The organism is Zobellia sp. B3R18, from assembly GCF_018860715.1.
Taxonomy (GTDB): domain Bacteria; phylum Bacteroidota; class Bacteroidia; order Flavobacteriales; family Flavobacteriaceae; genus Zobellia; species Zobellia russellii.
Genome location: NZ_JAHKQG010000011.1, coordinates 888,554 through 912,924, shown reverse-complemented (window position 1 = coordinate 912,924; position 24,371 = coordinate 888,554). Strand labels below are relative to the sequence as shown.

At 38.4% G+C, this 24,371-nt stretch carries 28 protein-coding genes and 1 pseudogene; 19 read left to right on the top strand and 10 right to left on the bottom strand.

The features are described from left to right. Positions 1 to 8 precede the first annotated feature (8 nt). From KO513_RS10365 to KO513_RS10350, 4 genes are all read right to left on the bottom strand, one after another. A complete protein-coding gene (locus tag KO513_RS10365; protein WP_215913324.1) occupies positions 9 to 1,433 on the bottom strand; it encodes a Gfo/Idh/MocA family protein in 1,425 nt (474 codons plus the stop codon). Between the two features lie 78 nt (positions 1,434 to 1,511). Beyond that, positions 1,512 to 2,195 (bottom strand): HD domain-containing protein, encoded by a 684-nt coding sequence (locus KO513_RS10360; protein WP_215913323.1) that lies wholly within the window; start codon positions 2,193 to 2,195, stop codon positions 1,512 to 1,514. A 1-nt stretch (position 2,196) separates the two neighbouring features. Then, the gene (locus KO513_RS10355; RefSeq protein WP_215436410.1) at positions 2,197 to 2,937 is read right to left on the bottom strand and encodes a lysophospholipid acyltransferase family protein; all 741 of its coding nucleotides are present in this window, start codon (positions 2,935 to 2,937) and stop codon (positions 2,197 to 2,199) included. 86 nt (positions 2,938 to 3,023) lie between these two features. Beyond that, positions 3,024 to 3,434, bottom strand: coding sequence for a BrxA/BrxB family bacilliredoxin (locus KO513_RS10350; protein ID WP_215436407.1), 411 nt, complete (start codon positions 3,432 to 3,434; stop codon positions 3,024 to 3,026). A 172-nt stretch (positions 3,435 to 3,606) separates the two neighbouring features. Between KO513_RS10350 and KO513_RS10345 the strand changes: the two genes are divergently transcribed. The 5 genes from KO513_RS10345 (at position 3,607) to KO513_RS10325 (ending at position 7,623) form a co-directional block, all read left to right on the top strand. After that, entirely contained in the window at positions 3,607 to 3,972 is a 366-nt protein-coding gene (locus KO513_RS10345; protein WP_215913322.1) for a hypothetical protein, read from the top strand. A 67-nt stretch (positions 3,973 to 4,039) separates the two neighbouring features. After that, a complete protein-coding gene (locus KO513_RS10340; RefSeq protein WP_215913321.1) occupies positions 4,040 to 4,777 on the top strand; it encodes a TerB family tellurite resistance protein in 738 nt (245 codons plus the stop codon). 59 nt (positions 4,778 to 4,836) lie between these two features. Next, positions 4,837 to 5,421: a HupE/UreJ family protein gene (locus tag KO513_RS10335; protein ID WP_215913320.1), complete on the top strand. Its 585-nt coding sequence runs from the start codon at positions 4,837 to 4,839 to the stop codon at positions 5,419 to 5,421. Between the two features lie 125 nt (positions 5,422 to 5,546). Beyond that, entirely contained in the window at positions 5,547 to 5,996 is a 450-nt protein-coding gene (locus tag KO513_RS10330) for a deoxycytidylate deaminase (protein WP_215913319.1), read from the top strand. 1 nt (position 5,997) lies between these two features. Continuing rightward, on the top strand, positions 5,998 to 7,623 hold the full coding sequence (locus KO513_RS10325; RefSeq protein ID WP_215913318.1) for a S41 family peptidase: 1,626 nt from the start codon (positions 5,998 to 6,000) through the stop codon (positions 7,621 to 7,623). A gap of 1 nt (position 7,624) precedes the next feature. On the opposite strand, the gene KO513_RS10320 is transcribed toward KO513_RS10325, so the two are convergent. Next, entirely contained in the window at positions 7,625 to 7,831 is a 207-nt protein-coding gene (locus KO513_RS10320; RefSeq protein ID WP_215436397.1) for a hypothetical protein, read from the bottom strand. A gap of 28 nt (positions 7,832 to 7,859) precedes the next feature. Then, on the bottom strand, positions 7,860 to 8,438 hold the full coding sequence (locus KO513_RS10315) for a MarC family protein (RefSeq protein ID WP_215436395.1): 579 nt from the start codon (positions 8,436 to 8,438) through the stop codon (positions 7,860 to 7,862). Positions 8,439 to 8,554: 116 nt separating this feature from the next. On the opposite strand from KO513_RS10315, the gene KO513_RS10310 reads away from it, so the two are divergent. Beyond that, a complete protein-coding gene (locus KO513_RS10310; RefSeq protein ID WP_215913317.1) occupies positions 8,555 to 9,127 on the top strand; it encodes a DUF3109 family protein in 573 nt (190 codons plus the stop codon). On the opposite strand, the gene KO513_RS10305 is transcribed toward KO513_RS10310, so the two are convergent. Both KO513_RS10305 and KO513_RS10300 read right to left on the bottom strand, forming a co-directional pair. Continuing rightward, on the bottom strand, positions 9,117 to 11,099 hold the full coding sequence (locus KO513_RS10305) for a tetratricopeptide repeat-containing sensor histidine kinase (RefSeq protein WP_215913316.1): 1,983 nt from the start codon (positions 11,097 to 11,099) through the stop codon (positions 9,117 to 9,119). The genes KO513_RS10310 and KO513_RS10305 overlap by 11 nt on opposite strands. Before the next feature lie 8 nt (positions 11,100 to 11,107). After that, positions 11,108 to 11,842, bottom strand: coding sequence for a LytR/AlgR family response regulator transcription factor (locus KO513_RS10300; protein WP_215913315.1), 735 nt, complete (start codon positions 11,840 to 11,842; stop codon positions 11,108 to 11,110). A 379-nt stretch (positions 11,843 to 12,221) separates the two neighbouring features. Between KO513_RS10300 and KO513_RS10295 the strand changes: the two genes are divergently transcribed. The 4 genes from KO513_RS10295 to KO513_RS10280 all read left to right on the top strand — a co-directional run bounded on the left by KO513_RS10295 (position 12,222) and on the right by KO513_RS10280 (position 17,221). Next, positions 12,222 to 12,374 (top strand): hypothetical protein, encoded by a 153-nt coding sequence (locus tag KO513_RS10295; protein WP_215913314.1) that lies wholly within the window; start codon positions 12,222 to 12,224, stop codon positions 12,372 to 12,374. A 7-nt stretch (positions 12,375 to 12,381) separates the two neighbouring features. Continuing rightward, positions 12,382 to 12,951 carry a hypothetical protein gene (locus KO513_RS10290; RefSeq protein WP_215913313.1) on the top strand — a complete coding sequence of 190 codons (570 nt, stop codon included), beginning with the start codon at positions 12,382 to 12,384 and terminating at the stop codon, positions 12,949 to 12,951. A 722-nt stretch (positions 12,952 to 13,673) separates the two neighbouring features. Then, entirely contained in the window at positions 13,674 to 14,321 is a 648-nt protein-coding gene (locus KO513_RS10285; RefSeq protein ID WP_215913312.1) for a hypothetical protein, read from the top strand. Between the two features lie 59 nt (positions 14,322 to 14,380). Next, entirely contained in the window at positions 14,381 to 17,221 is a 2,841-nt protein-coding gene (locus KO513_RS10280) for a CHAT domain-containing protein (protein WP_215913311.1), read from the top strand. Here KO513_RS10280 and KO513_RS10275 read toward each other — a convergent pair. Together KO513_RS10275 and KO513_RS10270 are read right to left on the bottom strand one after the other, a co-directional pair. Then, positions 17,218 to 17,955: a tetratricopeptide repeat protein gene (locus tag KO513_RS10275; protein ID WP_215913310.1), complete on the bottom strand. Its 738-nt coding sequence runs from the start codon at positions 17,953 to 17,955 to the stop codon at positions 17,218 to 17,220. The two genes, KO513_RS10280 and KO513_RS10275, sit on opposite strands and share 4 nt — an antisense overlap. Continuing rightward, complete coding sequence (locus tag KO513_RS10270) at positions 17,939 to 18,493, bottom strand: RNA polymerase sigma factor (protein WP_215913309.1); 555 nt, start codon at positions 18,491 to 18,493, stop codon at positions 17,939 to 17,941. Before KO513_RS10270 ends, KO513_RS10275 begins: the two co-directional genes overlap by 17 nt. A 117-nt stretch (positions 18,494 to 18,610) precedes the next feature. Here KO513_RS10270 and KO513_RS10265 point away from each other — a divergent pair, with 117 nt between their 5' ends. From KO513_RS10265 to KO513_RS10225, 9 genes and pseudogenes are all read left to right on the top strand, one after another. Then, entirely contained in the window at positions 18,611 to 20,158 is a 1,548-nt protein-coding gene (locus tag KO513_RS10265; protein WP_215913308.1) for a hypothetical protein, read from the top strand. A gap of 197 nt (positions 20,159 to 20,355) precedes the next feature. Then, positions 20,356 to 20,703 (top strand): hypothetical protein, encoded by a 348-nt coding sequence (locus KO513_RS10260; protein ID WP_215913307.1) that lies wholly within the window; start codon positions 20,356 to 20,358, stop codon positions 20,701 to 20,703. Positions 20,704 to 20,710: 7 nt separating this feature from the next. Then, positions 20,711 to 21,328: a hypothetical protein gene (locus KO513_RS10255; RefSeq protein WP_215913306.1), complete on the top strand. Its 618-nt coding sequence runs from the start codon at positions 20,711 to 20,713 to the stop codon at positions 21,326 to 21,328. A gap of 22 nt (positions 21,329 to 21,350) precedes the next feature. Next, positions 21,351 to 21,722, top strand: coding sequence for a DUF4870 domain-containing protein (locus KO513_RS10250; protein ID WP_215436364.1), 372 nt, complete (start codon positions 21,351 to 21,353; stop codon positions 21,720 to 21,722). Between the two features lie 45 nt (positions 21,723 to 21,767). Further along, on the top strand, positions 21,768 to 22,235 hold the full coding sequence (locus tag KO513_RS10245; RefSeq protein WP_215913305.1) for a hypothetical protein: 468 nt from the start codon (positions 21,768 to 21,770) through the stop codon (positions 22,233 to 22,235). Between the two features lie 261 nt (positions 22,236 to 22,496). After that, the gene (locus KO513_RS10240; protein ID WP_215913304.1) at positions 22,497 to 22,682 is read left to right on the top strand and encodes a hypothetical protein; all 186 of its coding nucleotides are present in this window, start codon (positions 22,497 to 22,499) and stop codon (positions 22,680 to 22,682) included. 10 nt (positions 22,683 to 22,692) lie between these two features. Beyond that, entirely contained in the window at positions 22,693 to 22,923 is a 231-nt protein-coding gene (locus KO513_RS10235; protein ID WP_215913303.1) for a hypothetical protein, read from the top strand. Between the two features lie 83 nt (positions 22,924 to 23,006). Next, entirely contained in the window at positions 23,007 to 23,489 is a 483-nt protein-coding gene (locus KO513_RS10230; protein ID WP_215913302.1) for a T9SS type A sorting domain-containing protein, read from the top strand. A 4-nt stretch (positions 23,490 to 23,493) separates the two neighbouring features. Then, positions 23,494 to 24,371, top strand: a pseudogene (locus KO513_RS10225) (hypothetical protein); the annotation flags it as partial.

Sequence of the window (24,371 nt, the reverse complement as noted above, 5' to 3'; positions counted from 1 at the left end):
ATTGCTTTCTATTTTAATTCCCAGCCTTTGCGGTATTTTCCTTTTACCCATTCGTTGGCAAGGTCCCAGTTGATAACTTTCATGTTGGCACCGTCCCAAAGGATTTTTCTTCTTCCGGGATACTCAAATGGATCCCAATCCCCTAGTTTTTTGCCTTCTTTCAGTTTTTTATATTGAAATGCTTTAATGGCCAAGTTGCCCATAAGAACGGCTTCCGTTAGTGGTCCTGATTTTTTGAAGTCCGATGAGGTTTCTGTACCGTTTAAGCAACCTTCCACAAAGTTTCTTTGGTGTCCTTCTACATCACCTTCCACTCGCTTTAAATAAGGAGCGGGAGCGTTAAACAAGTTCATGTTTTTGCTTGGGAGCAACCGGGCATTACGTGAGTAGGTATCCGTAACAAGAATACCTTTGGTACCGTAGAAAACAGAACCTCCACCTCCATCACCAATGGTTTCACCATCTGCCAATTCATCGGGCAGGTCTGGCATGAGTCCACCATCGTACCAGTTCAGGGCAATATCGCCATGTTCCTCAGTATTGAATTTTAATCGTACTATAGAGGAAGCAGGGCAAGATTCACTATAATCCGCTTCTACAAAATCGCCCACCCAGTTGGTGGTACAACTAGCTTCGGCTTCTGTGGGATATCCAAGGTCCAAAACGCTAAACGGAGTTTCCATAATGTGGCATCCCATATCTCCTAGGGCACCTGTTCCAAAATCCCAAAAACCTCGCCATTTAAAAGGTAGGTATGCCGCATTGTAATCACGTTTTGCAGCTACGCCAAGCCAAAGGTCCCAATCAAGGCCTTTTGGTACGGGTTGTTTTTCGGTAGGTACAGGAACGCCTTGTGGCCATACCGGGCGATTGGTCCAACAATCTACTTTGTAAACTTTTCCTATGATTCCGCTCTGAATCCATTCTTTTGCCTCACGGCTACCATCACTAGAAGCTCCTTGGTTTCCCATTTGGGTAACAATGCCATGCTCTTTGGCTACTTGGGTCATTAACCTGGCTTCGTTAATATTGTGGGTTAAAGGTTTCTCTACGTAGGCATGTTTTTTTTCACGCATAAAAGGCAAAGCAATAGAGGCGTGCATATGATCGGGAGTAGCTACCATTATAGCGTCTATGTCTTTTAGATGCTTGTCGTACACCTTACGGTAGTCTTTGTATTTTTTTGCTTTTGGGTATTTTTCGTAGGTTTCTGCCGCTCTTCGGTCATCTACATCACAGAGGGTTACAAACTTAACCTTACCGGTTTGGTCAAGGCCGTTTATAACTCCGGCACCACGTCCTCCAACACCAAAAGCACCCACGTAAAGAGTGTCGCTAGGAGGTACATGATTCTTGCCCAGAACGTAGCTGGGTACAATGGAAAATGCGGTAGAGGCCGCTGCTGCATTTTTGATAAACTTTCTTCTTTGCATCTTCAAATTTTTGATTTTTGGTTCTGCATTTGAAGGTACAAAAAATGTAAAAAAGCAAGGCCGATTTTTTGGGCTGAATTATATGGTAAAACCTGTGTGTGGTTCAAGCGGGTTCCATTCTTGATAAAATTGTTTAAGGAAGCCCAGCATGTATTCATGGCGTTCTTCCGCAAGTTTTTTACCCGTTTGCGTATTCATTTTATCTTTAAGGAAGAGCAATTTTTCGTAAAAGTGATTTAGGGTAGGGGCTTTTGATTTTTTGTATTCCTCTTTGCTCATCTTTAAATTTGGAGCTATCTCAGGGTTGTAGAGCTCCCGGTTCTTGAACCCACCATAATTGAATGCTCTGGCAATGCCAATGGCACCCATAGCGTCTAGACGGTCTGCATCTTGGACCACGGCCAGTTCTAGAGAGGAGAACCTCTCTTCCTTGTTTTTTTCAAGGGAATTTTTGAACGATATATTTTCAATGATCTGTATAACGTGATCAATGGTTTTGTGGTCTACTTTTAAATCGGTTAAAAATTGATGGGCCAGTTTAGGACCAACGGTCTCATCTCCATTGTTGAATTTTGCATCGGCAATATCATGCAAGAGCGCTCCAAGACTAACCACCAAAATATCTACATTTTCTTCTTTGGCAATGAGTAGGGTGTTATTAAAGACACGTTGTATATGAAACCAATCATGTCCGCCTTCGGCACCTTGCAAGGTCTCTTTTACGAAAGCAATGGTTTGTTCTACAATTTCTGAGTTTGTCATTCTATGATTTAAAGGAGGTTACTCCGGAAATAACTTGTTTTTCGGCCTCTGCCAGAACTGCATCAAAATTGGAATTTACTTCAATGGGCTTATGCACTTGAAAAGTAATATGATTGCCAATTCCGTTTGGAAATTTACCGTATTTGAGCATTTTCCAAGAATTATTGATACTTATAGGAACTACCAATGCAGAAGGTGCATTTTTCATCAGGAGTTTTAATCCGGTAGCTTTAAACGGTTTTGGGTGTCCGGTGCGGCTACGGGTTCCTTCGGGAAATATTACGGCGCTTCGGTTATGTTCTTCTATATAGCGGCCCAGTTTTGCAATTTCCGATAGGGCTTGCCTGCTATCGTTCCGGTCTATTAGAACGGAACCGCCGTGGCGCAGGTTGTACGAAACACTGGGAATGCCCCTTCCCAACTCTTTTTTGCTAACGAATTTAGGGTGGTGCTTTCGCATGAACCAGATAATAGGGGGTATGTCATGCATGCTTTGGTGATTCGGCACAATAATCAAAGGCCTGTCCGTAGGAATATCATGCGGGTTGTTAAAGTCATAAGTGGTTCCCAATACATGGGTGCAACGCATAAGCGAGAGGTTGAGTAGGGCAACGCTCATTCTATGGGGATTGTACCCAAAAACATTAAAACAGACCCATTGAATGGGATGAAACACCAACAGACACAACCCAAAGAAGATCATGTATAGAAAGGTGAGCGGGTATGCCAATAGTTTTTGCATAGTGCAAAAATAAAAAACCGCTTCTTTGTGAAGCGGTTTTTTGTATTCTTTTATCATCTCTCTATACGAGAGACGTTTAAACAGTTCTAGCAGAACTCGTCATAGGCACTAACAAGGTTTTCGGCAATCAATTCCGCTGGTCTACCTTCAATGTGGTGACGCTCAATCATATGAACCAATTCGCCATCTTTAAAAAGGGCCATACTTGGCGAAGACGGAGGAAAAGGAATCATAAGGTTTCTTGCTGCATTTACAGCTTCAATATCTACACCGGCAAAAACCGTTACCGTATGGTCAGGTTTTTTAGCGTTGTGCAAACTTAATTTTGCCGCAGGCCTTGCGTTGGCCGCTGCACAACCACAAACAGAGTTTACTACAACTAAAGTAGTACCTGGTTTATTGATCGCGTTCTCGACTGCTGCTGCTGTATGTAATTCTTCAAACCCGGCTGATGCCAAGTCTTGTCTCATGGGTTTTACCAATTCTGCGGGATACATATTTTTAAATTTTATTTTGGTTAACAAAGATACTTAATTTGTCGCATTTATTGGACGGACTTAACATTACGTTAGGGGAAGTTGTGCGAGTGCTGTTATAATGCTATTCGTTATAGATGAAAAAGTTAGAAAAAGAATTAAATTACTCTTTTGAACTTTTACTTTAAGGATTATGAAACCAATAGAAAGAATAGCTACACTAATAGATTACTATAGGACTAATATTAGCAACTTTGAAAAGGAGTGCGAACTCTCTAATAATAGTATAGGCTCGGCAATAAGAAGAAAGACATCTATTAAGGATGAAACGTTAAACAAGGTATTGAAAGCTTTTCCCGAAGTTAGCCCAGAATGGCTGCTTACTGGCGAAGGCAACATGTTAAAAGTAGCTACTAATAAACAAGTTTTAGGAGAAACTAAGTTGTCGAAAAAACTTTCGGATTTTTCAGACCTCGAAATTGTAGATTACATCGCAGCGAATAGAGAAAGGTTTAAGAACTTGGCAACTTTTAGAATAGTAGTGGGTCTGGACCACTAAAACCTAATACGCAATAATCTATCATTTCTGACCGCTTTTAATATCTTTGCCGAAATTAAGAAAAGGCATGATTAAATGGTTCGCGGCCATCATAGGATATTATTTTTTCCGGTTTCCTGGGGCAATTTTGGGATATCTGGTAGGAAGCTTGATAGATGGATTAAAAATTACCGGTGGAGGTGGGGCACAGTCGGTTTTTGGTGATATGACCCGCCAAAAGGTTTCCCCGGCAGATTTTGAACTCAACTTACTTTCATTATGTTCAATTGTTATAAAGGCAGATGGTAAGGTAAGCCAACGTGAAATGGACTACGTACAACAGTATTTCGTTAGTACGTACGGCAAGGATAAGGCCAACGCCATTTTTAGGACCTTTAACGAAATCAATAAAAAGCACGAAATTTCTGCCCAACGTATCTGTGCGTTTTTAAATCAACGTACACGCTATGAGGTAAGATTGCAGTTACTTCATTTTCTGTTTGGAATAGCCCAAGCAGATGGTTCTGTTAGCGATCCGGAAGTTCGTAAGATTAGGGAAATTGCGGGTTATTTACGCGTACACCTGCGGGATTTTGAGAGTATTAAGGCCATGTTCATAAAATCTGTGAACAATGCATATAAAATTCTGGATATTGAAAAGTCGGCCAGTAATGACGAAGTGAAAAAAGCGTATCGTGCAATGGCCAAAAAGTACCATCCCGATCGTGTAAATACACAGAACGAAGCCATAAAGAAAGGTGCGGAGGAAAAGTTTAAGGAAGTACAGAAGGCTTATGAAGAAATACAGGCAGAAAGAGGTTTGTAAATCTTTGTTTACGGGTAATTTGTCTTTTTAGCGGGGTTCAACATTTAATAAAATCCAAAATGGAAGAGTTTCTATTTTATATAAAGATGGGTTTGGAGCATGTGCTGGATATAAATGCATATGACCATATTCTTTTTTTGGCCGCACTAGCGGTACCGTTCTCTTTTAAAACATGGAAAAAAGTAGTACTCCTGGCCACGGTATTTACTATTGCTCATTGCGTTTCCCTTGCTTTAAGTGCTTACGGATGGGTGAATATAGATGTTAGCCTCATAGAGTTCCTGATTCCTGTAACCATTATGATGACAGCCGTTTTTAATCTGTTGTACATGCGTAAAGCGGCCACGGTAAAAAACATGCAAGGGCATGTATTGGCCACCTTGGTTTTTGGGTTGATACACGGTTTTGGCTTTAGCAATTATTTTAGAATGCTCATGGCCGAAGAAGACAATAAGTTAGTTCCACTTTTGGGCTTTGCTACCGGTATTGAGATTTCTCAGGTTACCATTGTAGTCTCGGTTTTGGTTTTAGGTTGGGCCCTAACTACAGTAACTAAATTGAGTAAAGTGCTGTTCGTCGTAATTACTTCAATTTTAATTATACTTCTAACAATACCAATGCTCATTCGTACGTTTCCGCTATAGCAACTCAAATATTTTCACTTTAAATTAACCCCTTAATATTGTTGGGCTTTCTAAAAGCGGGTATCTTAGTTGTATTGCAAGTAAGATAATTAGCGCAAGAGTCTATTGTTGTATCTTTGCAGTCCATGAAAAAAATAAAACAAGCAAAATACGATAAAGCGTACCTGCGCATGGCCCAGGAATGGGGCAAGCTATCCTATTGCCAGCGTAAACAGGTGGGGGCTATTATCGTAAAGGATAGAATGATAATTTCGGACGGCTATAATGGTACACCAACCGGTTTTGAAAATATATGTGAGGACGATGAAGGTTATACCAAATGGTATGTTTTGCACGCCGAAGCCAATGCCATTAGCAAGGTAGCTTCCTCAACGCAGTCATGCGAGGGTGCTACGCTTTATATTACCTTGTCCCCTTGTAGGGAGTGCAGTAAATTAATACACCAATCTGGCATAAAACGTGTAGTATACAAAATGGCCTACAAGGACGATTCCGGACTGCAATTTTTAGAACGGGCAGGTATTGAGTTGGTGCATTTACCGGAAATAGAAGAAACGGAGGCCAAGTCCTCATAGTATGAAAAAACAGCAAAATTACATATGGCCCACCGTTATAGCCGCAGCACTTGCTTTAGGTATTTTTGTAGGTGGTAAGCTCCATTTTGCTGATTCTCCAGAGAAACTTTTTACTACCAATTCTAAAAAAGATAAACTCAACAGGCTTATAGATTATATAGATTATGAGTATGTTGATGAGATTGATACGGATAGTATTGTAGATGTTACCGTTAATCAGATTCTTGAAAAATTAGACCCACATTCCGTATATATTCCAAAGAACGAAATGGACCGGGTCTCCGAGAACATGAAAGGCGATTTTGTGGGGATAGGTATAAATTTCTATCCGTACAAAGACACTATTTCAGTAATTAGAACCGTGCCTAAAGGACCTAGCTATTTAAAAGGCATAAAAGCTGGAGACCGCATCTTAATGGCCAATAATGATACGCTTTACGGTAAAAATCTGGCAAGCGAGGATATTGTTGGCAAGTTAAAGGGAGAAAAGGGCAGTTCTGTACAACTTAAAATTTACCGAAAAGCAGAAGACAAAGTGTTTACTGTTAATGTAAAAAGGGACATTGTTCCTATAAAAAGTGTAGAAGCGTATTATATGCTAACAAATGATATGGCATATATAAAGGTCAATCGTTTTGCGGAGTCTACTTATAAGGAATTTAAGGCAGCACTTTCCGAACTTATCAAGCAAGGCGCGCGCAAGTTAACGTTAGACTTAAGGGATAATCCCGGAGGGTATTTGGGCGTTGCTGAGCAAATGGCAGATGAGTTTCTAAAAGACGGTAAACTCATACTTTTTACTAAGAACAAAAAGGGAAAAATCAATAAAATTCATGCAACTTCAAAAGGTAGATTTGAAGACAAACCGGTGTATGTATTGATTAATGAGCGCTCTGCATCTGCCAGCGAAATTATAGCCGGGGCTTTACAGGATAACGATATTGGCACTATAGTAGGCCGTCGTTCCTTTGGTAAGGGCTTGGTGCAAAGAGAAATGGAGTTGGGTGATGGTTCTGCGGTGCGCCTTACCGTTTCCAGATACTATACACCTACGGGTAGAAGTATTCAAAAATCATACGAAAACGGAAACGAGGATTATTATAAAAGATTTACGGATAGGTACCATAGTGGCGAACTCGTAACCGTAGACAGTATAAAGGTAGCGGACTCTTTAAAGTTTACGACACCCAAAGGTAAAGTGGTATACGGTGGTGGTGGAATTATTCCCGATGTTTTTGTTCCTATAGGTTCCAATGAAGAAGAGGCGGTTGAAAGTATGGATAGCTTTGGGTGGCTTTCCTATTTTATATTTGAACACCTAGACTCTGATAGAAAGCGTTACAACTCGTATTCGCAAAAAGAGTTCATCAATGATTTTACAGTAGATGATATTCTATTTGAAAAATTTGTGGACTATTCCGTGAGTAGAAATTTAAGAATGAATTTTTACGACTACGAAGACAGTATTAAACTTTATTTAAAAGCGGCGTTGGCAGAACAATTGTTCGGGGCCAATGTACACGCTAAAATTAAAAGCACTGAAGATAAAATGCTGCAAGAGGTAATAAAGCTAGATAACCCTGTAGTGCAACAGCAAGAGGTGGACGCTATTGAAAGTGCCAACTAATCTAATCCCTTTGATTTACTTTCTGTTCTATTTTCTTACTTGTCCTGAATATCAACAGCAGCAGTACGGCACATAGAGAACCTACTATACCAATTAAGGCAATAGTACTATCTCCATTAAAAGGATCCTGAAAATTGATCATAGTAACATTGTATGCAATAAGTGCAATGGCTGCTACAATTAAGATTATAGTTAGGGTCTTGTTCATTTCTATTTTTTTAAGTTCAATTTCTATGCTAGAAAAGCTCGTTAATGTTTGCTGCGAACAGCTTTACGGCAATTGCCAATAAAATAACACCAAAGACCTTTCGTATTACGTTAAGTCCGTTTTTACCCAGCACGTTTTCTATCTTTTTTGACGATTTCAAGACCAGGTACACAAAAATAGTGTTTAGTGTAATGGCAACGATAATATTTTCCACTCTGTACTCTGCCCGTAAGGAAAGTAAGGCCGTTAACGTACCTGCCCCGGCAATTAATGGAAAAGCAATGGGTACGATAGATGCACTTTCGGGTTCGTCTTCCTTATAAAGGGTAATGCCCAAAATCATCTCAAGGGCAAGGAAAAATAAGATGAATGACCCTGCTACGGCAAAAGAATAGACATCAATGCCGATCAGTTTCAGTATTTTTTGACCCACGAAAAGAAAGGCGATCATAATGATTAAAGAAACAAAAGAGGCCTTTTCGGATTCTATGTGCCCTACTTTTTTACGTAGACTGATTATAATTGGAATACTTCCTAAAATATCAATAACCGCAAAAAGTACCATTGTAGCGGTCGCAATTTCTCGAATATCGAATTGTATGTCCATACCTTAGAATTTTTCGCAAAATTACATTTAATTAAACCGATAGAAAGCATAGTTGCCCTATTTATTTACCTATAAAATCCCGTTTAAAAAGTATCTTTGCATCTCAAACCCGCAGTATGTTTCAATTAGGTAACACCATAGTATCGGAAGAAATTATCGAAAACGATTTTGTCTGTAACATTGCGGCCTGCAAAGGGCAATGTTGTATAGATGGTAATGCGGGGGCTCCCCTAGAGGATAAGGAAACAGAGATTCTTGTAGATATTTACGATAAAGTAAGACCCTTTTTGAGGAAAGAGGGTATTGAGGCCATTGAGGAACAAGGGGCGTTTATTAAAGGCGATGACGGTGAATGGGAAACGCCATTGGTTAATGATAGTGAATGTGCCTATGTTATCTTTTCCGAGAACGGTACAGCTAAATGCGGTATAGAGGAGGCTTATAACGAAGGGGCCGTTGACTGGAAAAAGCCGGTTTCATGTCACTTATACCCTATTCGAATACGAGAATATACAGAACTAACAGCCGTTAATTATCATAAATGGAACATTTGTGACCCGGCCTGTTCGTTAGGTGATGAGCTTCAAGTACCAATCTATAAGTTCGTAAAAGAGGCTTTGATCAGAAAATTTGGCGAAGCTTGGTATAAAGAACTGGAACAAGTGGCCCTAGAGCATACTAAGCCGTAGGAATGTGGAGTATTACTTTGGTGCCGAGAGGTTTTTTGTTATCATCGTATAGGTCAACGATTTCTACTTCAAAGGAATTCTGAAGGTCTTTTGAGAAATTAGCGAGCCGCTCTTTTGTAATTTCAATACCAACAGATTTACGTTTTAAGACCTTGTTCTGCTTTATTTTTTCGGCGGCGGCTCTTCCTACACCATTGTCGGATATGGCAATATGAATAAAATCTAGTTTGTCTTTTGATATGTGAATATCAATAATCTTTTCGCCTGTTTTTGGTGAAAGCCCATGCCAAATGGCGTTTTCCAGGAACGGTTGTAAAATTAGTGAGGGTATTTTAACCGTATGGGTGTCAATATCTTCATCTACACGAACTTTAAAATCTATTTCATTTGAAAAACGAATATTTTCTATGTTCATATAGAGCTCTACGGTTTCCAGTTCTTCCGCTAAAGGAATTTCCCGCATAGATGAGGCTTCCAATATTTTCCTTACCAACTTGGAGAACTTGTTAAGGTAATGGACCGCATTTTTCTGTTCGTTGTTGATAATATACAACTTTATGGAATTGAGCGAATTAAAAAGAAAGTGTGGGTTCATTTGACTGCGTAACATACTCTGCTCCAACGTCAAAACCTTTTTTTCATTTTTAAGTTGGTACTGTCTATAGAGGATGTAAAATATACCGGCCAATAAGGCAAGAGCAATGCTGCCAATGAGTAAAGTGGTACGGCTAGTGCGCAGTTCCATTTGAATCATTTCGTTCTCTTGCGCCAATATTTGTATCTCATTGGTCTTCTTCTCGGAATCATATCTAAAGATGATATCGTTTACGTAACGAACGGTGCTTTCGTTCACAATTTCTTCATCAAGCTCTTCGGCTTTCATATTATATGAAAGAGCCTTTTTATAGTTTTTAGTTTGTTGATAGAGCTGGGTGAGTAAATGATTAGCCCGAGCGGCTTCGTGTCTTAAGTTAAATTTTTCTGCTATCCTTAGGCCCTCAAGCATGTACTTTTCCGCACTGGCATAATCTCCTGTTATCATTTCTGCCCAGCCTAGATTAATATAGATAGGCGAAATTAAGAACCCATCTCCTAGCTTTTTTGCTAGACTTAGTGTGGGTGTAAGTAGTTTTTTGGCGTCGTTAATACGTTCTTTTTTTAAATAAACCTTTGCAATGCTGGTTTTGCAGATTATTTGCCCCATGTCACTGTCTATTTCCTCGTTATAGGCCAAAGATGTGCGGTAGTTTTTGAGGGCTTCGTCTAGTTCCCCCAATTCTTCAAGGCTGTTACCTATATTTCCATAATTGATGGCCATACCCAAGGTATTGCCCAATTCTGTCTCTAGGACCAATGATTTTTTAAAGTATTCTATAGCTTGGCCGTATTGGTTAAGCATACTATACAGGTTGCCAATAGAGTTTAGTGAAACATTAATGCTCTTTTTAAGGCTGTTAGAACGATTTTCTTTTTTAACGGATTCGGCCAGTTCCAACGCTTGCTGGTTGTAGTCCATTGCCCTACGAATAGAAGATGTTCTGCGGTAAACTACTCCTAAGTCATTTAAACTGGATACTTTAAACTCAATATTATTGATTTCATTGGCAAGTTTCAAAGCCTTATTGTGGAACTTAACGGATTTTCCGTATTGTGAAGTATTGCGGTAAACCCTTCCCAACTCGTTAAAAGCATAAATTTGGCCCGGGATATATTTTTTGTCAAGTGAAACATCGGAAAAATAACGCATCAAGAGGGTATCTTTCTTGTAATCTTGCAGTACCGGATGAATTTCGGAATAAGAAGTAGGGCCTGCGGTTATAAGGCTGTCTATTGTTTTTTTGAATACTGGTGGTATAGATTGGGTATAACCTATGGTAAAAAAGAGAAAACCGAATAAAAGCGTAAATATTTTGTCCAAATGAACAGGGCATTTGGAGAGGGAATTTTTGTTATTTCTCAGTTGCGAACGCATTAATAGTTTTAGAGCATATCCAGAAAATCTGATTTCTTTTGTCTGGAAACGGGAATCTTATGGTTGGATTCCAAAATAACATATCCATCGGTTTTCAAAAACTCTTTTATTTTGGTAAGGTTGATAATGTATGAATTATGGATTCTAAAAAAAGAATCGGTTGGTAACAGTTCGTTTACTTCCTTTAACTTTTTGGTAAGGACAATTTTGTGGCCATCGGCTAAGTAAATGGTGCTATAATTTCCATCGGACTCGGCGTATAGAATTTCATCGCTATCCAAAAAGACTAACTTTCCGTCTGTGTTGAAAGTGATTTTTTTATGCTTTGCGTTAGAGTTAAAATTCAACAATAATTTTTCCAATCGCTCTGCGGTAAAGTTTTTGGCATTATGTTTTCTGATTTTTACAATAGTCTCCTTTAAATCGTCTGTGTCAATAGGCTTAAGCAAGTAATCTATGGCTTCGTTTTTTAGGGCCTTTATGGCATATTGATTATACGCCGTCGTAATCACCACCGGAAAATTTTTGTTCGTTAATTTTTGGATGAACTGAAAACCGTCCATAGTTGGCATTTCAATGTCTAAAAAAAGACAATCAGGGGTGTTTTTTTCTAAATAGGTTAACGCCTCAAAAGGGTCTGTAAAAGATGCTTCCACCTTAATTTCATCACTAAAATTGGTCAATTCCCACGAAAGACTTTGTAGTGCTTTTATTTCATCATCAACGATTACGGCTTCGATCATAGAATTATACTTTAAGGTAAAGTAAACAAATTTAATCGTATGGCATGTTTTATGATAGTAAAGATGTACCGATGGAGACAATTAAAGTGTGATTGGTATAAAAAGTGACAAAATTGGTCGGGGCTGGGTCTTATAGAGTGTATTTAATACTAGTTAGAGGAAAAAAAATACACGTGTGAGGCCTCATTAACCCTGATAAAATAAGGCACTTACCATTTATACAGGAAAATGTACCATTTATACATTAGCACTGCGGGTAAGGGGCGTTCAACCCTACTTTAGCTTTTGAGTAGATGACGGTTATTAATGTTTCCCCAGGAGTTTTAATATATCCAACTAGGTTAAACTAATAATAATAGCAATGAAAAAATGTCTGTTCATGTTCGCATTACTTGTCGTTACTTTAGTAGCGGCAGCTTTGACGGATACAAGTGAGGTTAAGGAATTAGATAACAGCTTAATTGTTGGGGAGCAGTTTGTAGAAAACACGTTAACGGGTCTAGAGGAACCGGAGCAAGAAACCAAAAATTAGCAACATCATGTATAGTTTTGTATTCCAGTTTTTTGTTAATACCACTAAAGTAGGGTTCTGGTTTGTTCTCTCTTTTTTCTTCTTTTCGAGCCCTGGAGTGGATGATAAACTTATTTCACCTTCTACTTTAGAGGATGTTCATTTTTTAAATCGCGAAGCTATTAGTGATAGTGTTGGTAAGATTATAGAAAGCTCCCTTGTTTTTAGTGTAAAGGAGGTAAAGTCTAGAGACGGCGATACATTCACGAATGTTGAGCTAAAAGCAAGTGGTACTAAGACTAAAGGAGAGCAGCTTTTTGGAATGATAATTTCAAAACCAACAAAAAATACAAGTGCTATACTGGGCAAACATGAGGTTAAAGGAGATTTCAATAGCCTTTTAAGCAATTTTAGCGGAGTTTTTGGTTTTGTTAATCTAACGGACTTAGATGAGAAACCTTATTTTGGGCATAAGGGCTTTGTGCATATTGCAGAAATAGACCAATATGCTATGCGCGGGAAGATGAATTTATCTTTTAGAAACTCAGAAGGCAAAACAATACATGTTAGCAGGTCGTTCATGGCTTACAAAAATTAGAGACTAAGTTTACATCATGGGTGTTGTTCTGTGATGATTTTATGGTCTAGCCATGTTATTTGTAATATTCTACGAATGATGTAGTTAGATTGAACAATAATAGGAACTAATGGTGCTACATGTTAAGAAAATGCTTATTTTTACCATCCCCCGATTGGTAATTACTGAGATTACGTACAACACAGCATTAGAAAATAGAGACATCAAATACCAAACCAATAACTAGACAATATCTACATATGGGGAACCATCTTACAATTTTATGAAACTGCCAATCCAAAAAGGTACGGTTCTAGGCTACATGTTATGAAATAGAGCATGTTTGTCCGTCTAATGAAGCCATTGGGGGTCATCTTATTCAATTTATTGGAAAGGTGATTGCCGATTATAGGTTTCGGGGGAACTACCTGAATCAGCACCCTTTCTGGTACTAATCGATTTTGATACATTAGAAGGACCGTACGGTTTGGCGGTATCATAGTAACATTATAAAAAGACCAAAAAATACTTTTCGGTCTTTTTTTGTGCCCTAAGGTTTTCTTCTGTTATTTTTTTTAAGCAACCATCCGTACAGCCAACAGTGCTAGGCATACAAGAAATTAGACCAATAAAACATAAGCTATTGATGTACTTATAAATTATGGGCACCTTTAGCCAAATTGATTGATTATCATGTTTACCTTTTTAGGTTTAGGGTACTCATCTGTAGAAAACCATAAATTATGAAAGCAATGAATTATTTAGTCTGTCTTATGTTTATTATGTTGGGTGTAGTCTCATGTTCTCAGAAAGAACTTCCCGAAGAAGAATTAACCTCTAACAATTTTAGTTACCGTTTGGTTCAAGAACCCAAATACCTGAATGGTCTTGAACTGTACAAACTTGGAACAATACACAGTCTTTCCGTTATGAAACAGGAAATTGCGGAATTAAAGGAGGCCATAGATGTTAATAAAGGAGGTAAAAGATTGATTCCACGATTAGAGCAGGCTCAAAAAGAAGAGGCTGGTTTAAATATGTTTAAATCAGAGTTGGTTAGTTTTGTTATGCCAAGGGGAGGAAAATTCCCGCCCAGGCCGCCAAGAGGATGTTTTGATAACCCAAGAGCTGGTTGTGTGCCTAAAATCAATATTTCGGATTTTTCGGGAATAGAGTTGCCAGCGGAGGTAGATGATGCCGAAATAATTATAGTTAACGAAAAGAACAAAGTGGTGGCCAAAGGCGGTTCAACATCTCTTACGAAAACCGGTAATAAGGTGGTTGCTATTGAGGGTAATTTTAAAGGTAACGCTACAATGGTCATAAAAATGCCAAGGACCAAAGAGTTTGGAGATGCCATTACCCTAGAACTACCGGTCTATAAAAATTAGTTGTACAATTTTTGATTAATTTAAAGTCCTTTACGCAGATACGTAAGGGACTTTAACATATGAAATACTTTCATTACATAGTTTGTTTTTTGTTTACATGCCATAGCGGCTGGTCCCAAGGAGAAGCATCAAACTTGGACGATGCTTTTAACAGGGCTTTGGAATATCACTACGTAAATAAGGATAGCGCCTATGTCTACTATGAAAAAACCTTATCACTTGCCAATGAACAAGATAATATGGACTATCTTCTTGGAAGTCTAAGTTATTTGATCAATGCGAACAGTAATTTTTACGATTTACAGGAATACAGGCGTAACCTGCAAAGAATGGAGGACTGGTTGGGCAACGACTCTAGAACCAATGGTCTTGAGATAAGTGAAGTTTATAAAAACCGACTCCTTTTTGACAGAGGAAATTTTCATTACAAATTAAAGGAATACGGTACGGCCAAAGCCTATTTTTTAGAGTTGTATTCCATTCTTAAAGCTGTTCCTGAAGCGCAGCGTACCGCGCTTGATATAGATACACTTTCCGCAATTTATAGTTTCCTAGGGCTCATTTATAGGCATACCGGTAAATATGAACAGGCTGAATTTTACTATACACAAGATTTAAACCTAATAGCAACATTTAGAGATAGTATTGAAGACTGGCAATCGGCTAGTTTCAACACTAAAAAACTGCTTTCACAGGTGTTAGAGGTGCAGGGCAATACCGTAGGGGCCAATGATTTGCTGAAGGAAACATTGGAGTTTTATAAGGCGAAAGTGAATAACCCCAGATTTAAGAACAACTTCTTGTCCGCATATATATTGCTGGCCAAAAATTATTTAAAACAGGGGGAATATGATAATGCACTAACGGTATTAAATGAAAACCATCTTATGAATGCTTTGGATAACCCTTTTTCCAAAGAAATAAATGTGTTTTATGCCAATGCCTTCTTGGGAAAAAAGGATTACGAACAGGCAGAGGAGTATTATGGTCAGGCGTTGGATGCTTATACAACCTATCGGCAGTATAAACCTCACCAAGATGTAGCCTATGTCTATGGTAAAATGGCAAGACTTTATTTAGCACAAGACAATTTTAAGGAAGGGCTTAATTTCATCCAGAAAGCATTTTATAATGCCAGCAACATTAAATTAGGGTCTGATGACAACCCCAAGCCCAAAGATGCATTTTCCAAACTTCAATTGCTGAATTTATTGGATATAAAACTTCAGCTTTTGCAATCGGCGTATGCCAAAACAAATCATCTTGCTTATGAAAAAGAGGCAATAATAACCAGTAAAGACATATTGGCCACTTTTGATGAATTGAAACTGGAGTTTGACAGTAAATTGGATAAGCAATATTTGGCCGAGGAGGTGTATCCTATCTTTCACCGGATGCTAGATGTAGTATATGACAACTATAAAAGGACCGGATCTACAAACACGGTAGAATTGGCGTTGAACATTGCAGAAAAGAATAAAGATTTTGTTCTGCTCGAAGCCCTCAGGGATGCTCAGGCTACTAGATATGGAAATGTGCCTCAACAAGTATTGGAAAAAGAAGCACGCCTAAGAGCGGAAATAACTCATTTTGAGAAAGAAATTTTTGAAGGTCCTGAAGATGCGAGCAAGTTGGAGCCCCAACTTTTGAGTTTAAAGCAAGCGTATTACGTTTTATTGGATACATTAAAACAGAAGTACCCAAAGTATCATGATTTAAAGTATAGTAGTAAAACTTTAGATTTGGCCACTATACGTAATTCACTGTTTAAAGATGGGGGTGCCATAGTTTCTTTTACCCTTACGAACCATCACCTGTATGCCATTGTGTTGAACGATGAAAAGCAACATTTTTTAAAATTGCCATTTTTCGAAGACGATAAAAAGGATATTGGTGATTTTTATAGGGCACTCTCAAAACCATCTTTAAAAAATGGGATAGAAGAAGTAAATGTTTTAGGTAACCGTCTCTTTGAAAGAGTCTTGAAGCAGCCGCTCAAAGATATTGATTCTCAAAATCTTGTTATCGTTCCAGACGGAGAATTGCATTATATGCCTTTTGACCTCTTACGTGAGAACGATTCCTACCTTTTGGAAACAAAAAGTATCAGCTACGGCAATTCAATTACCTCTCTTTTGGAACTCATAAAGAAGGCGAAATCTAAAGAGAACCACATTTTGGCCTATGCGCCAAATTTTGATGATGAAGAAACGGTTCAGGATAGTAGGCAGTTTGGAAAGTTGCTCTATAACGATGATGAAGTTAACGGAATAAGCTCTTACTTTAATACGCAAAAGGTATTGGGCCAAAATGCTACCCTTGCAAGTTTTAAGGCAAACTCTTCTAATTCTAATATGATCCACTTGGCTACGCATGCTTCTGCCAACGACGCGTATCCGGATTATTCTTATCTCGCTTTTAGTCAACAACAGGATAGTAGTGAGAACAGTGTGCTCTATATAAAAGACCTTTATAATATTTCCTTGGATGCTGATTTAGTGACTTTGAGTGCGTGCCAAACAGGTATAGGAAAACTTCAAAAAGGGCAGGGTATGTTGAGTTTGTCAAAAGGGTTTTACTATGCCGGGGCCAAATCTTTAGTGAACACATTGTGGAAGATTAACGATAAAAGCAGCGTGAAATTAATGGAGTTCTTTTACGAAGAGCTTAGTAAGGGTAAGTCAAAAGCAAAAGCATTGCGTGATGCAAAACTGAAATATCTGAAAACCACGGATGATAGCCTGTTGCAGCACCCCTATTACTGGTCTGCTTTTGTGGTTTCGGGAGATGTTTCCCCTATTACGACTACCAATTACTGGTGGTATTTGGGGAGTTTGTTTTTAGTATTGAGTGTTTTCTACGTTGTTTTTAGATATAAAAGGAAAAGAAGTTTTAATTAGTTCAGCTCGGCCAATAGATTTTTTGCAGCCTTGGTTTTGAATCCCTCTTTATGGGCCAAAAGACTTAACTGTTCTTTACATTTTTCAATTTCATCTAGTTTTAAGTAGGCTAGTGCTAGGTACCAAATGGCCCTTTCCTTAAGCTCTCCGTTGGTCTCAATGTAATCTTCAAATAAGGGAACCGCTTCATCATGTTTATTCAATTGCATAAGGGCAATAGCTTCGTAAAAAATAATATACTTATCATTATTTTTCATGTTCAAAGTTTGGAACAGCTCTATAGCCTTTATGTATTCCGCATTTTCATATGCAATAAAAGCCCGCGTTTTAAGGTCTTCCAATTGTTCACCGCGTTCAATAGGATGTACTACATTTTCATAGGGGGCAAAATTGCTAGCGTACAGTTGTTGAGAATCAATGTCCGGTCGGTTAAAGAAAATCAACCAAGAGCTGATGCCGGCAAGTAGAGCCACGGAGGCGGCAACGAGCCAAGGGCGTAAGCGTATTACTTGAGATTTTTCTTTTTCATGTGGCGTGTTGGTATTCGATAAAATTTCCTTAAGTTGTTTTCTTTCGGATTTTACCAGGGCGCGTTTTAGCTCTTCCTGAAACTCAAAATCGGTTTTAAAATCAGTATTTGTTTCAAATAAATGGTCAAATTCTCTCTTTTGCTCTTCTGAAAGAGAACCTTCAAAATAACCATTGATCAATTCTTCATTATCCATTCTTTGCATGAGTAAGCTCTTTTAATGATTTGAGGCATCTAGATTTTTGGCTTTTTACTACATTTTTGTTTTCATAGCCTTGCACGCTCATTATTTCGTCTAGTTTTAATCCTTTTAGGTAGAAAAGCTCAAGAATTTCGCGGCATTTATCTCCAAGCTTCTTAAAATTTTCTACTAATTTTTGTTGGTATTCATTGGGGCCTTGGTCTTCGTATACGTCATTGATGACAGCTATTTCGTTTTGGTCAAAAATATAGGTTTCATCGGTGGCTATTTCCTTAATGTCTCTGAACTTTTTAAAAATCATAAACTTTCCTGTGCTGAAAAGGTAGGTTTTTAAGCTACTTTTTAATTCGTCCAATTTTCCTGCCAGAGCATTTTCATAGAGTACGATAATAGCATCTTGGAAAATGTCCTCTAGTACATTAGTGTCGGAAGTATATCGGGAAGCAAACTTGAAAAATTCAATTTTATACCCTTTATAAACTTCTTTCAGTGCATTTCTATCCCGCTGTTTCATTTGGGAAATAATATGCTGGTCTTTCATTGGTGCTCAATTGGTTAAAAGGTAAACATCATCTAAATATAGAATTTTTTTAATGGGTATGTTGACCTTTTGATATTTAGGGTACAAACACCCGTGGAATCAATAAAATATAAGATTATGAAAACTAAAAATGTATGGTATATGGTGCTTATTGCCCTGATGATTGTATCATGTACCAAGGACGGGGTAAATGACAGTGTCAGCGATCCTCAATCAGTTGATGAACAGCAAGAACAAGAAGAACAGTCCGAAGAACAATTTACACTAGATAATTTAGCAGGTTCTTGGATTAGGATTTCCAGTAACAACATCCCTAATGACGGAATGATTGTGAAAGTGGAAAATGCCCAAGGAACAATTACCGATAAAGCGGGTTCATCTTTTAGTAAGGGGGATGTAAAATGGAGTGATATTGGAGCTGTAGATGTGGAAAATTATAAATACGGGGAGTTGGGAAGTGACTATAACTACTATGATGCTTTTATGGAGCTTAAGGAAGATGATACTCTTAGGATTTCTGTTGGGTCTAGTGGAGCCGGAAATATTCAAAAATGGGTTCGCGAAGGCCAATATATTCCAATATCGGAGCAAGAGAGCAAAGAAACACAAATTTTGGATTGTAATATAAGTGAGGAAACCGTTTTAAAGAACGGTCCTGCAGAAGTAGATTATTTGGTAGAATGTGTTGTAGACATTATAGCACCGCTGGTTATTGAGGCAGGTGTGGTAATTAAATTCAAGGAAAATACTGGTATTGGTGTTTACGATAATGGGTCCATTACAGTAAATGGTACCGCTACAGAACCTGTAGTAATGAAAGGAGAAGAAGCCACCAAAGGATATTGGAGGGGCATCCACATAGAATCAAACAAACAAGCTAATTCCTTAAATTTTTTAGAATTATCGGATGCAGGAGGGAGCTATGTATATTGCTGTAATGATGCTGCTTCTATATATCTTAAAGACGGAAAATCTGCAATTACCAATACCACAATCAGTAATGGAAAATCATACGGTATCGTGGTAAGAGATGATTTTGAGTTTAGCGGATATGCTAGCAATACTATAACCACTCATGAACTGGCACCATTAAAGCTAACGATGGGAGTGCTGGACGCAATAGACGGTACTTTATCATCATACCAAGGTAATGAAGAGGGTTATATTTTGATTACAGATTCATCACTGGAAGAAGAAGTAACTATAAAAGCAACCGATGTGCCGTATAGAATTGGCAATAATGATGTTTTGGATATTAAAGATCGCTTAAATATTGAAGCAGGTGTAGAGATTGTATTTGAAGAAAATGCTGGTTTGGGTGTGTATGACAATGGTGTGTTCAATGCTATTGGAACAGAAACCAAACCAATAATCTTTCGAGGTTCTGAAGATATAAGTGGCTTCTGGCGCGGAATTCATGTAGAAACCAATAGTAAGTCTAATGTAGTTCGTTATGCCGAGGTCAAAAATGCTGGTTCAACTTATGTATACTGCTGTAATGCTAAGGCGACTATATATGTTAAAGCAGGCCAGTTAACAGTTGAAAACTCTCATATAACCAAGAGTGGTGGATGCGGAATAAGCGTTAAGGCCAATGCAAACTTTATGGAATCTGAAAACGAATACGCCGATAATGGAGCCGAGGGTGATGTCTGTAATCAATAAGCCTTAAGCTTTAAGATATAAACATAATTGGAATACGTCTAAAGGTCCGATAACTGTAAGGTTGTCGGACTTTTTTTGATTTTGATGTTTACCTTTTAAAGATTAGGACACTAATGGATGTAGGAGGTTCGGTATAAGGATGTTTTTCCGCTAGAACACTACAAAAAACAGTTAATGAACCAGTGAAAACAATGATTATGAAAAATTTAAAAAAACAAGTTCTTTTAGCCGTTTGTGGTGCGGCAATTATTTTAACGTACGGTTGTGACAAGGACAACCCTTTAAACCCTGTAGGAAACTGTTTTGGAGGAAATTGGGCCCAGGGTTATGCAGATGAGCTACAAGCATGGTCAGATGCGACTTCTGCTTATTCGGAAAACCCCACCGCAGAGAATTGTGCAGACTATAAAAGCGCGGCTAAGGCCTATCTAGATGCTCTAGATGACATTTATGATTGTATACCTACGGCCAGCAGAGCTGAAATTGACCAAGAAATCAAGGAGGCAAAAGCAGAAATAGATAGGGAAAGTTGTGACAACCTATAAAGTGAAGATGATGAAACTAAAGAATATAGGATTGATTATACTCTTGCTGCTATTGGGCTCTTGTGTTGGCGAGGTCAAGGAAAAATTATCCAAGGCTAAGGAGGGGGTATCTAATGCATCCACCTTTGTAAAGGAAGCCAGAAAAGTAGAAGGAAGAATCGAAAAACTGAAAGATGCCGTTCCCTTAACCAATGAACAACTAAAGGGGTGGTTGCCCAAGAGTTTAGGGGTCTTGGACAGAACAGGTTTTAAAGTGGGCCAAGCGGGAATGTATAAGGTTAACTCTGTGGAAGGCACCTACAAAAAGATAGATAGCAAGAAGAAGTTTAATGTTATGATAATAGATGGGGCGGGCCCTACCGGAAGTATGATGGCAACGAGTTACGGGCTACTGGGTAATTTTGAAATGGAAACGGAAGATGAATATAAACACCAACAAACGGTTGAAGTTAATGGGATTAAGGCACAACAGACCTACAAAAAGAAGTCTAACGATACCCAACTAATGTTTGCCTATGCAGAGCGCTTTTTGGTAACGATAAATGCATATGATATACCACCCGAAGAAACTTGGGATATAGTAAACGAACTCAAACTAGAACAATTGACCAAAATGGCGGAATAAAACCAATTAAATATATATAATTATGGAAAATACGGATACTGAATTAAATAAGGCACAAACTGCTACGGCTACAAGTGAAAATGATAAGACAATGGCGATTCTGGCTTATGTAACCTTAATAGGCCTAATAGTTGCATTTGTAATGAACAATGAGAAAAAACAAGAATTTGCAAGCTATCATATTAGGCAATCATTGGGTTTGTGTGTTACCGGTTTGGCCTTGGGCGTTATTGGCATGATACCTATTTTAGGTTGGGTCATAAACTTTTTGGGTATTTTTGTCTTATTGTACATGTGGGTCATGGCATTTATGAATGCCCTAAACGGAAAAGAGGCTCCGGCCCCTATCTTGGGGAAGAAGTATGAGGTTTGGTTCGCGGGCATTCAACAATAGTTAGGTTTGCTGTTCTAGCAAATAACAAGTTTAAAATAGAAACTTATGAGAGTGTTTCTTCCGTTAGTATGTTGTCTTTTTTTCTGTCTAGAAAGTCTTAGTCAGGAAAAGCAGTTGGCCATTGTCAATTCGGTTTCTGGCAAAGAAATAACCATTGAGGAAAGCAGAAGAATCAAAGTTATTACCAAAACTGGTGAAAAATTTGCAGGGAGGTTTACTGTGCTCAATCAAAATAGTATTATTGTAGATGATATAATTGTTAGCTTACAAGAAATAGATATCATTAGACGTCATGCCTTGTTTCATACAATTATGATTCATGTTAATTTTCTGCATATTGGCAGTATCATGTTTTTAGTTGGATTGGCCGTTGGTACTGTGCCTTCCGTATTTATTGGGGCCGCAGCGTTAACAGCAGGTATTTATGGGGTGGTAAAGTCTCCTAATGTCTCCAAAGGATATAAAAGAGCGGGGAAATGGTCCTATAAGATCAGGACCGTTCAAAGTCCCTGATTCAACTGAATGACCAAGGTGTTTAGCAACACTCTTCACAAAGAATTACAATATTCTTGCAGATTACACATTAGAACCATCAAATTGTACATTTTTAATTTTTGAAAATTAAAGTTGCCAGTATCTTGTCAATGGTTTCAAGGGGCTGGCAATTTATTTGAGTTTTTAAATCGGATGAAAGCTTCTTCCTAACCTTCCCAAATCAGTTTCCCCCTATTCATCTTTAATGGTGTAGACCATTTAAGCAAATAGAGAAAGAAAATGAAACTGATTCATCTCCAATACATGACGGTATTGCTCATTCAACGGAGCAGTTGTGCCAACTTCTTCTGGTTGTTGTTAGCAGAATATGCCATGGCAACCATCAGAAACCATTCCTCCCAAAACCTAGGTACTCACAAGAACTTTTTTATAAAGCGGGTAGTACCCAATTCTGAAACATTTTAAATCTATACGTATGAAAACCACCATCATGTTAATCGTAGCCCTGTTATTTAATACCTCACTATTGTTTGCAGAGTCTTTGCTCGTTTTAGTCAAAAAGATAGACCCAGTGGTGCTTATTTCCATAGAAGCACTCTTGATCATTTTATTTGCTGCCCATAAATTTTTGAGCGGTTTCTCAAAGAGTATGAAAATAGATTTTGATCGCTTGGAGGTGTTCGTCTATAAAAAGAAAAGAAGCTAGCTCTTTAGCACAATTATTAAAATGTTGAAGCTGCCCTGTTAACCTTCAACATTAAAAAAACATTAATCTTAAAATGAACACATATGAAAGCAAAACTACTCCTCTTTTTTCTGTCAGTAAGTACTACATTTTCATTTGCCCAATCAATAGAACGCAGTGTTGTTAGTAACGTTGGTGGTACTATGGCAAGTGCAGAGGTCTCGGTAAGCTTCACCATTGGAGAACCAATAGTGGGTTTGGTAGGAGAAAATAATTCTGTAAATCAAGGTTTTTGGGCAGGAAAAGGAATTTTGGTCATACCACTAAGCCCAGGGGAAGACCCTTCCAACATTTTGGTTTATCCCAACCCGGTTATAGAAGAAGTGACCGTTTTTACCAGTCAAAACAAAGTGTATGGTATAGAGTTGTTTAGTGTAAACGGGCAGCGCGTTTTAAACCAAAAAGTAGAAACGTCTAAGTCTGAATACAAAATAGACATGGCCTATATGGCCAAGGGAGTATATGTTTTAAAACTCTACATAGAAGGAAATACGGATAGTAAAGCATTTAAACTGATCAAAGAATAGAACCATGAAAAAAAAATACACATCAATACTCATAATCTTGGCCTTTATGTTCTCCGGTACTTTTGTGGCGCAAGCACAGCAGAAAAACTACATCAATTACCAGGGTGTTGCCCGTAATTTGGATAATGAATTAATGGAGCAAGAGACCATAGATATAGGTATTGCCCTAAAATTTGGTAGCGCGGATGCGGCTACGCAATATGAAGAAAGTCACTCTATAACAACAGATGCCAATGGTGTTTTTAACTTGCAAATAGGCAGTGGAAACAGTAATAGTGGCAGTTATTCCAATTTACCTTGGGGCCAAGCTACTTTTGTGGTGGTTTCCTTTAATGGCACAGAGGTGGGCACAACTGAACTAATGGCGGTTCCTTACGCCATGGCTTCCGGCAGCCAACAATGGGAAACAAATGGAAATGATATTGAGAACAAAAACGTTGGCGAGGTTAAAATAAAAAGCGACTTAAGAATTTTAGGAGGCTTTAATTTAAGCTCAGGCAATCAAGTCAACAAAATATCGGACGATGGCGGCCTGGCCGAAAACAGCAACGGTATTCTGCCCACGCAAAGAGCGGTAAAGACCTATGTAGATAATAGATTGTTTAGTGGTGGTGGAGGCGGAGACGCTCAAATTGCTTCCGAAGTGCCGTATGACAATGCGGGCTCAGGACTTACTGCAGGTAATGTTCAGGAGGCTTTGGATGAATTGGTCGCTTCTGGCACAGGAGGTGCGGATGCAGATGCGGACCCGACCAATGAAATCCAAGATATTAGCCTTTCTGGCACTGACTTAAGTATAACGGATGGGTCAACTATCGATCTATCGGCTATTATCCCACCAGGAGGAACAGATGACCAAAAAGCCTCCGAAGTTCCTTTTGA

Excerpts from the sequence above, each read along its gene's own strand:
- KO513_RS10365 (WP_215913324.1), bottom strand. The coding sequence starts at position 1,433 with ATGCAAAGAAGAAAGTTTATCAAAAATGCAGCAGCGGCCTCTACCGCA.
- KO513_RS10360 (WP_215913323.1), bottom strand. The coding sequence starts at position 2,195 with ATGACAAACTCAGAAATTGTAGAACAAACCATTGCTTTCGTAAAAGAG.
- KO513_RS10355 (WP_215436410.1), bottom strand. The coding sequence starts at position 2,937 with ATGCAAAAACTATTGGCATACCCGCTCACCTTTCTATACATGATCTTC.
- KO513_RS10350 (WP_215436407.1), bottom strand. The coding sequence starts at position 3,434 with ATGTATCCCGCAGAATTGGTAAAACCCATGAGACAAGACTTGGCATCA.
- KO513_RS10345 (WP_215913322.1), top strand. The coding sequence starts at position 3,607 with ATGAAACCAATAGAAAGAATAGCTACACTAATAGATTACTATAGGACT.
- KO513_RS10340 (WP_215913321.1), top strand. The coding sequence starts at position 4,040 with ATGATTAAATGGTTCGCGGCCATCATAGGATATTATTTTTTCCGGTTT.
- KO513_RS10335 (WP_215913320.1), top strand. The coding sequence starts at position 4,837 with ATGGAAGAGTTTCTATTTTATATAAAGATGGGTTTGGAGCATGTGCTG.
- KO513_RS10330 (WP_215913319.1), top strand. The coding sequence starts at position 5,547 with ATGAAAAAAATAAAACAAGCAAAATACGATAAAGCGTACCTGCGCATG.
- KO513_RS10325 (WP_215913318.1), top strand. The coding sequence starts at position 5,998 with ATGAAAAAACAGCAAAATTACATATGGCCCACCGTTATAGCCGCAGCA.
- KO513_RS10320 (WP_215436397.1), bottom strand. The coding sequence starts at position 7,831 with ATGAACAAGACCCTAACTATAATCTTAATTGTAGCAGCCATTGCACTT.
- KO513_RS10315 (WP_215436395.1), bottom strand. The coding sequence starts at position 8,438 with ATGGACATACAATTCGATATTCGAGAAATTGCGACCGCTACAATGGTA.
- KO513_RS10310 (WP_215913317.1), top strand. The coding sequence starts at position 8,555 with ATGTTTCAATTAGGTAACACCATAGTATCGGAAGAAATTATCGAAAAC.
- KO513_RS10305 (WP_215913316.1), bottom strand. The coding sequence starts at position 11,099 with ATGCGTTCGCAACTGAGAAATAACAAAAATTCCCTCTCCAAATGCCCT.
- KO513_RS10300 (WP_215913315.1), bottom strand. The coding sequence starts at position 11,842 with ATGATCGAAGCCGTAATCGTTGATGATGAAATAAAAGCACTACAAAGT.
- KO513_RS10295 (WP_215913314.1), top strand. The coding sequence starts at position 12,222 with ATGTTCGCATTACTTGTCGTTACTTTAGTAGCGGCAGCTTTGACGGAT.
- KO513_RS10290 (WP_215913313.1), top strand. The coding sequence starts at position 12,382 with ATGTATAGTTTTGTATTCCAGTTTTTTGTTAATACCACTAAAGTAGGG.
- KO513_RS10285 (WP_215913312.1), top strand. The coding sequence starts at position 13,674 with ATGAAAGCAATGAATTATTTAGTCTGTCTTATGTTTATTATGTTGGGT.
- KO513_RS10280 (WP_215913311.1), top strand. The coding sequence starts at position 14,381 with ATGAAATACTTTCATTACATAGTTTGTTTTTTGTTTACATGCCATAGC.
- KO513_RS10275 (WP_215913310.1), bottom strand. The coding sequence starts at position 17,955 with ATGCAAAGAATGGATAATGAAGAATTGATCAATGGTTATTTTGAAGGT.
- KO513_RS10270 (WP_215913309.1), bottom strand. The coding sequence starts at position 18,493 with ATGAAAGACCAGCATATTATTTCCCAAATGAAACAGCGGGATAGAAAT.
- KO513_RS10265 (WP_215913308.1), top strand. The coding sequence starts at position 18,611 with ATGAAAACTAAAAATGTATGGTATATGGTGCTTATTGCCCTGATGATT.
- KO513_RS10260 (WP_215913307.1), top strand. The coding sequence starts at position 20,356 with ATGAAAAATTTAAAAAAACAAGTTCTTTTAGCCGTTTGTGGTGCGGCA.
- KO513_RS10255 (WP_215913306.1), top strand. The coding sequence starts at position 20,711 with ATGATGAAACTAAAGAATATAGGATTGATTATACTCTTGCTGCTATTG.
- KO513_RS10250 (WP_215436364.1), top strand. The coding sequence starts at position 21,351 with ATGGAAAATACGGATACTGAATTAAATAAGGCACAAACTGCTACGGCT.
- KO513_RS10245 (WP_215913305.1), top strand. The coding sequence starts at position 21,768 with ATGAGAGTGTTTCTTCCGTTAGTATGTTGTCTTTTTTTCTGTCTAGAA.
- KO513_RS10240 (WP_215913304.1), top strand. The coding sequence starts at position 22,497 with ATGAAACTGATTCATCTCCAATACATGACGGTATTGCTCATTCAACGG.
- KO513_RS10235 (WP_215913303.1), top strand. The coding sequence starts at position 22,693 with ATGAAAACCACCATCATGTTAATCGTAGCCCTGTTATTTAATACCTCA.
- KO513_RS10230 (WP_215913302.1), top strand. The coding sequence starts at position 23,007 with ATGAAAGCAAAACTACTCCTCTTTTTTCTGTCAGTAAGTACTACATTT.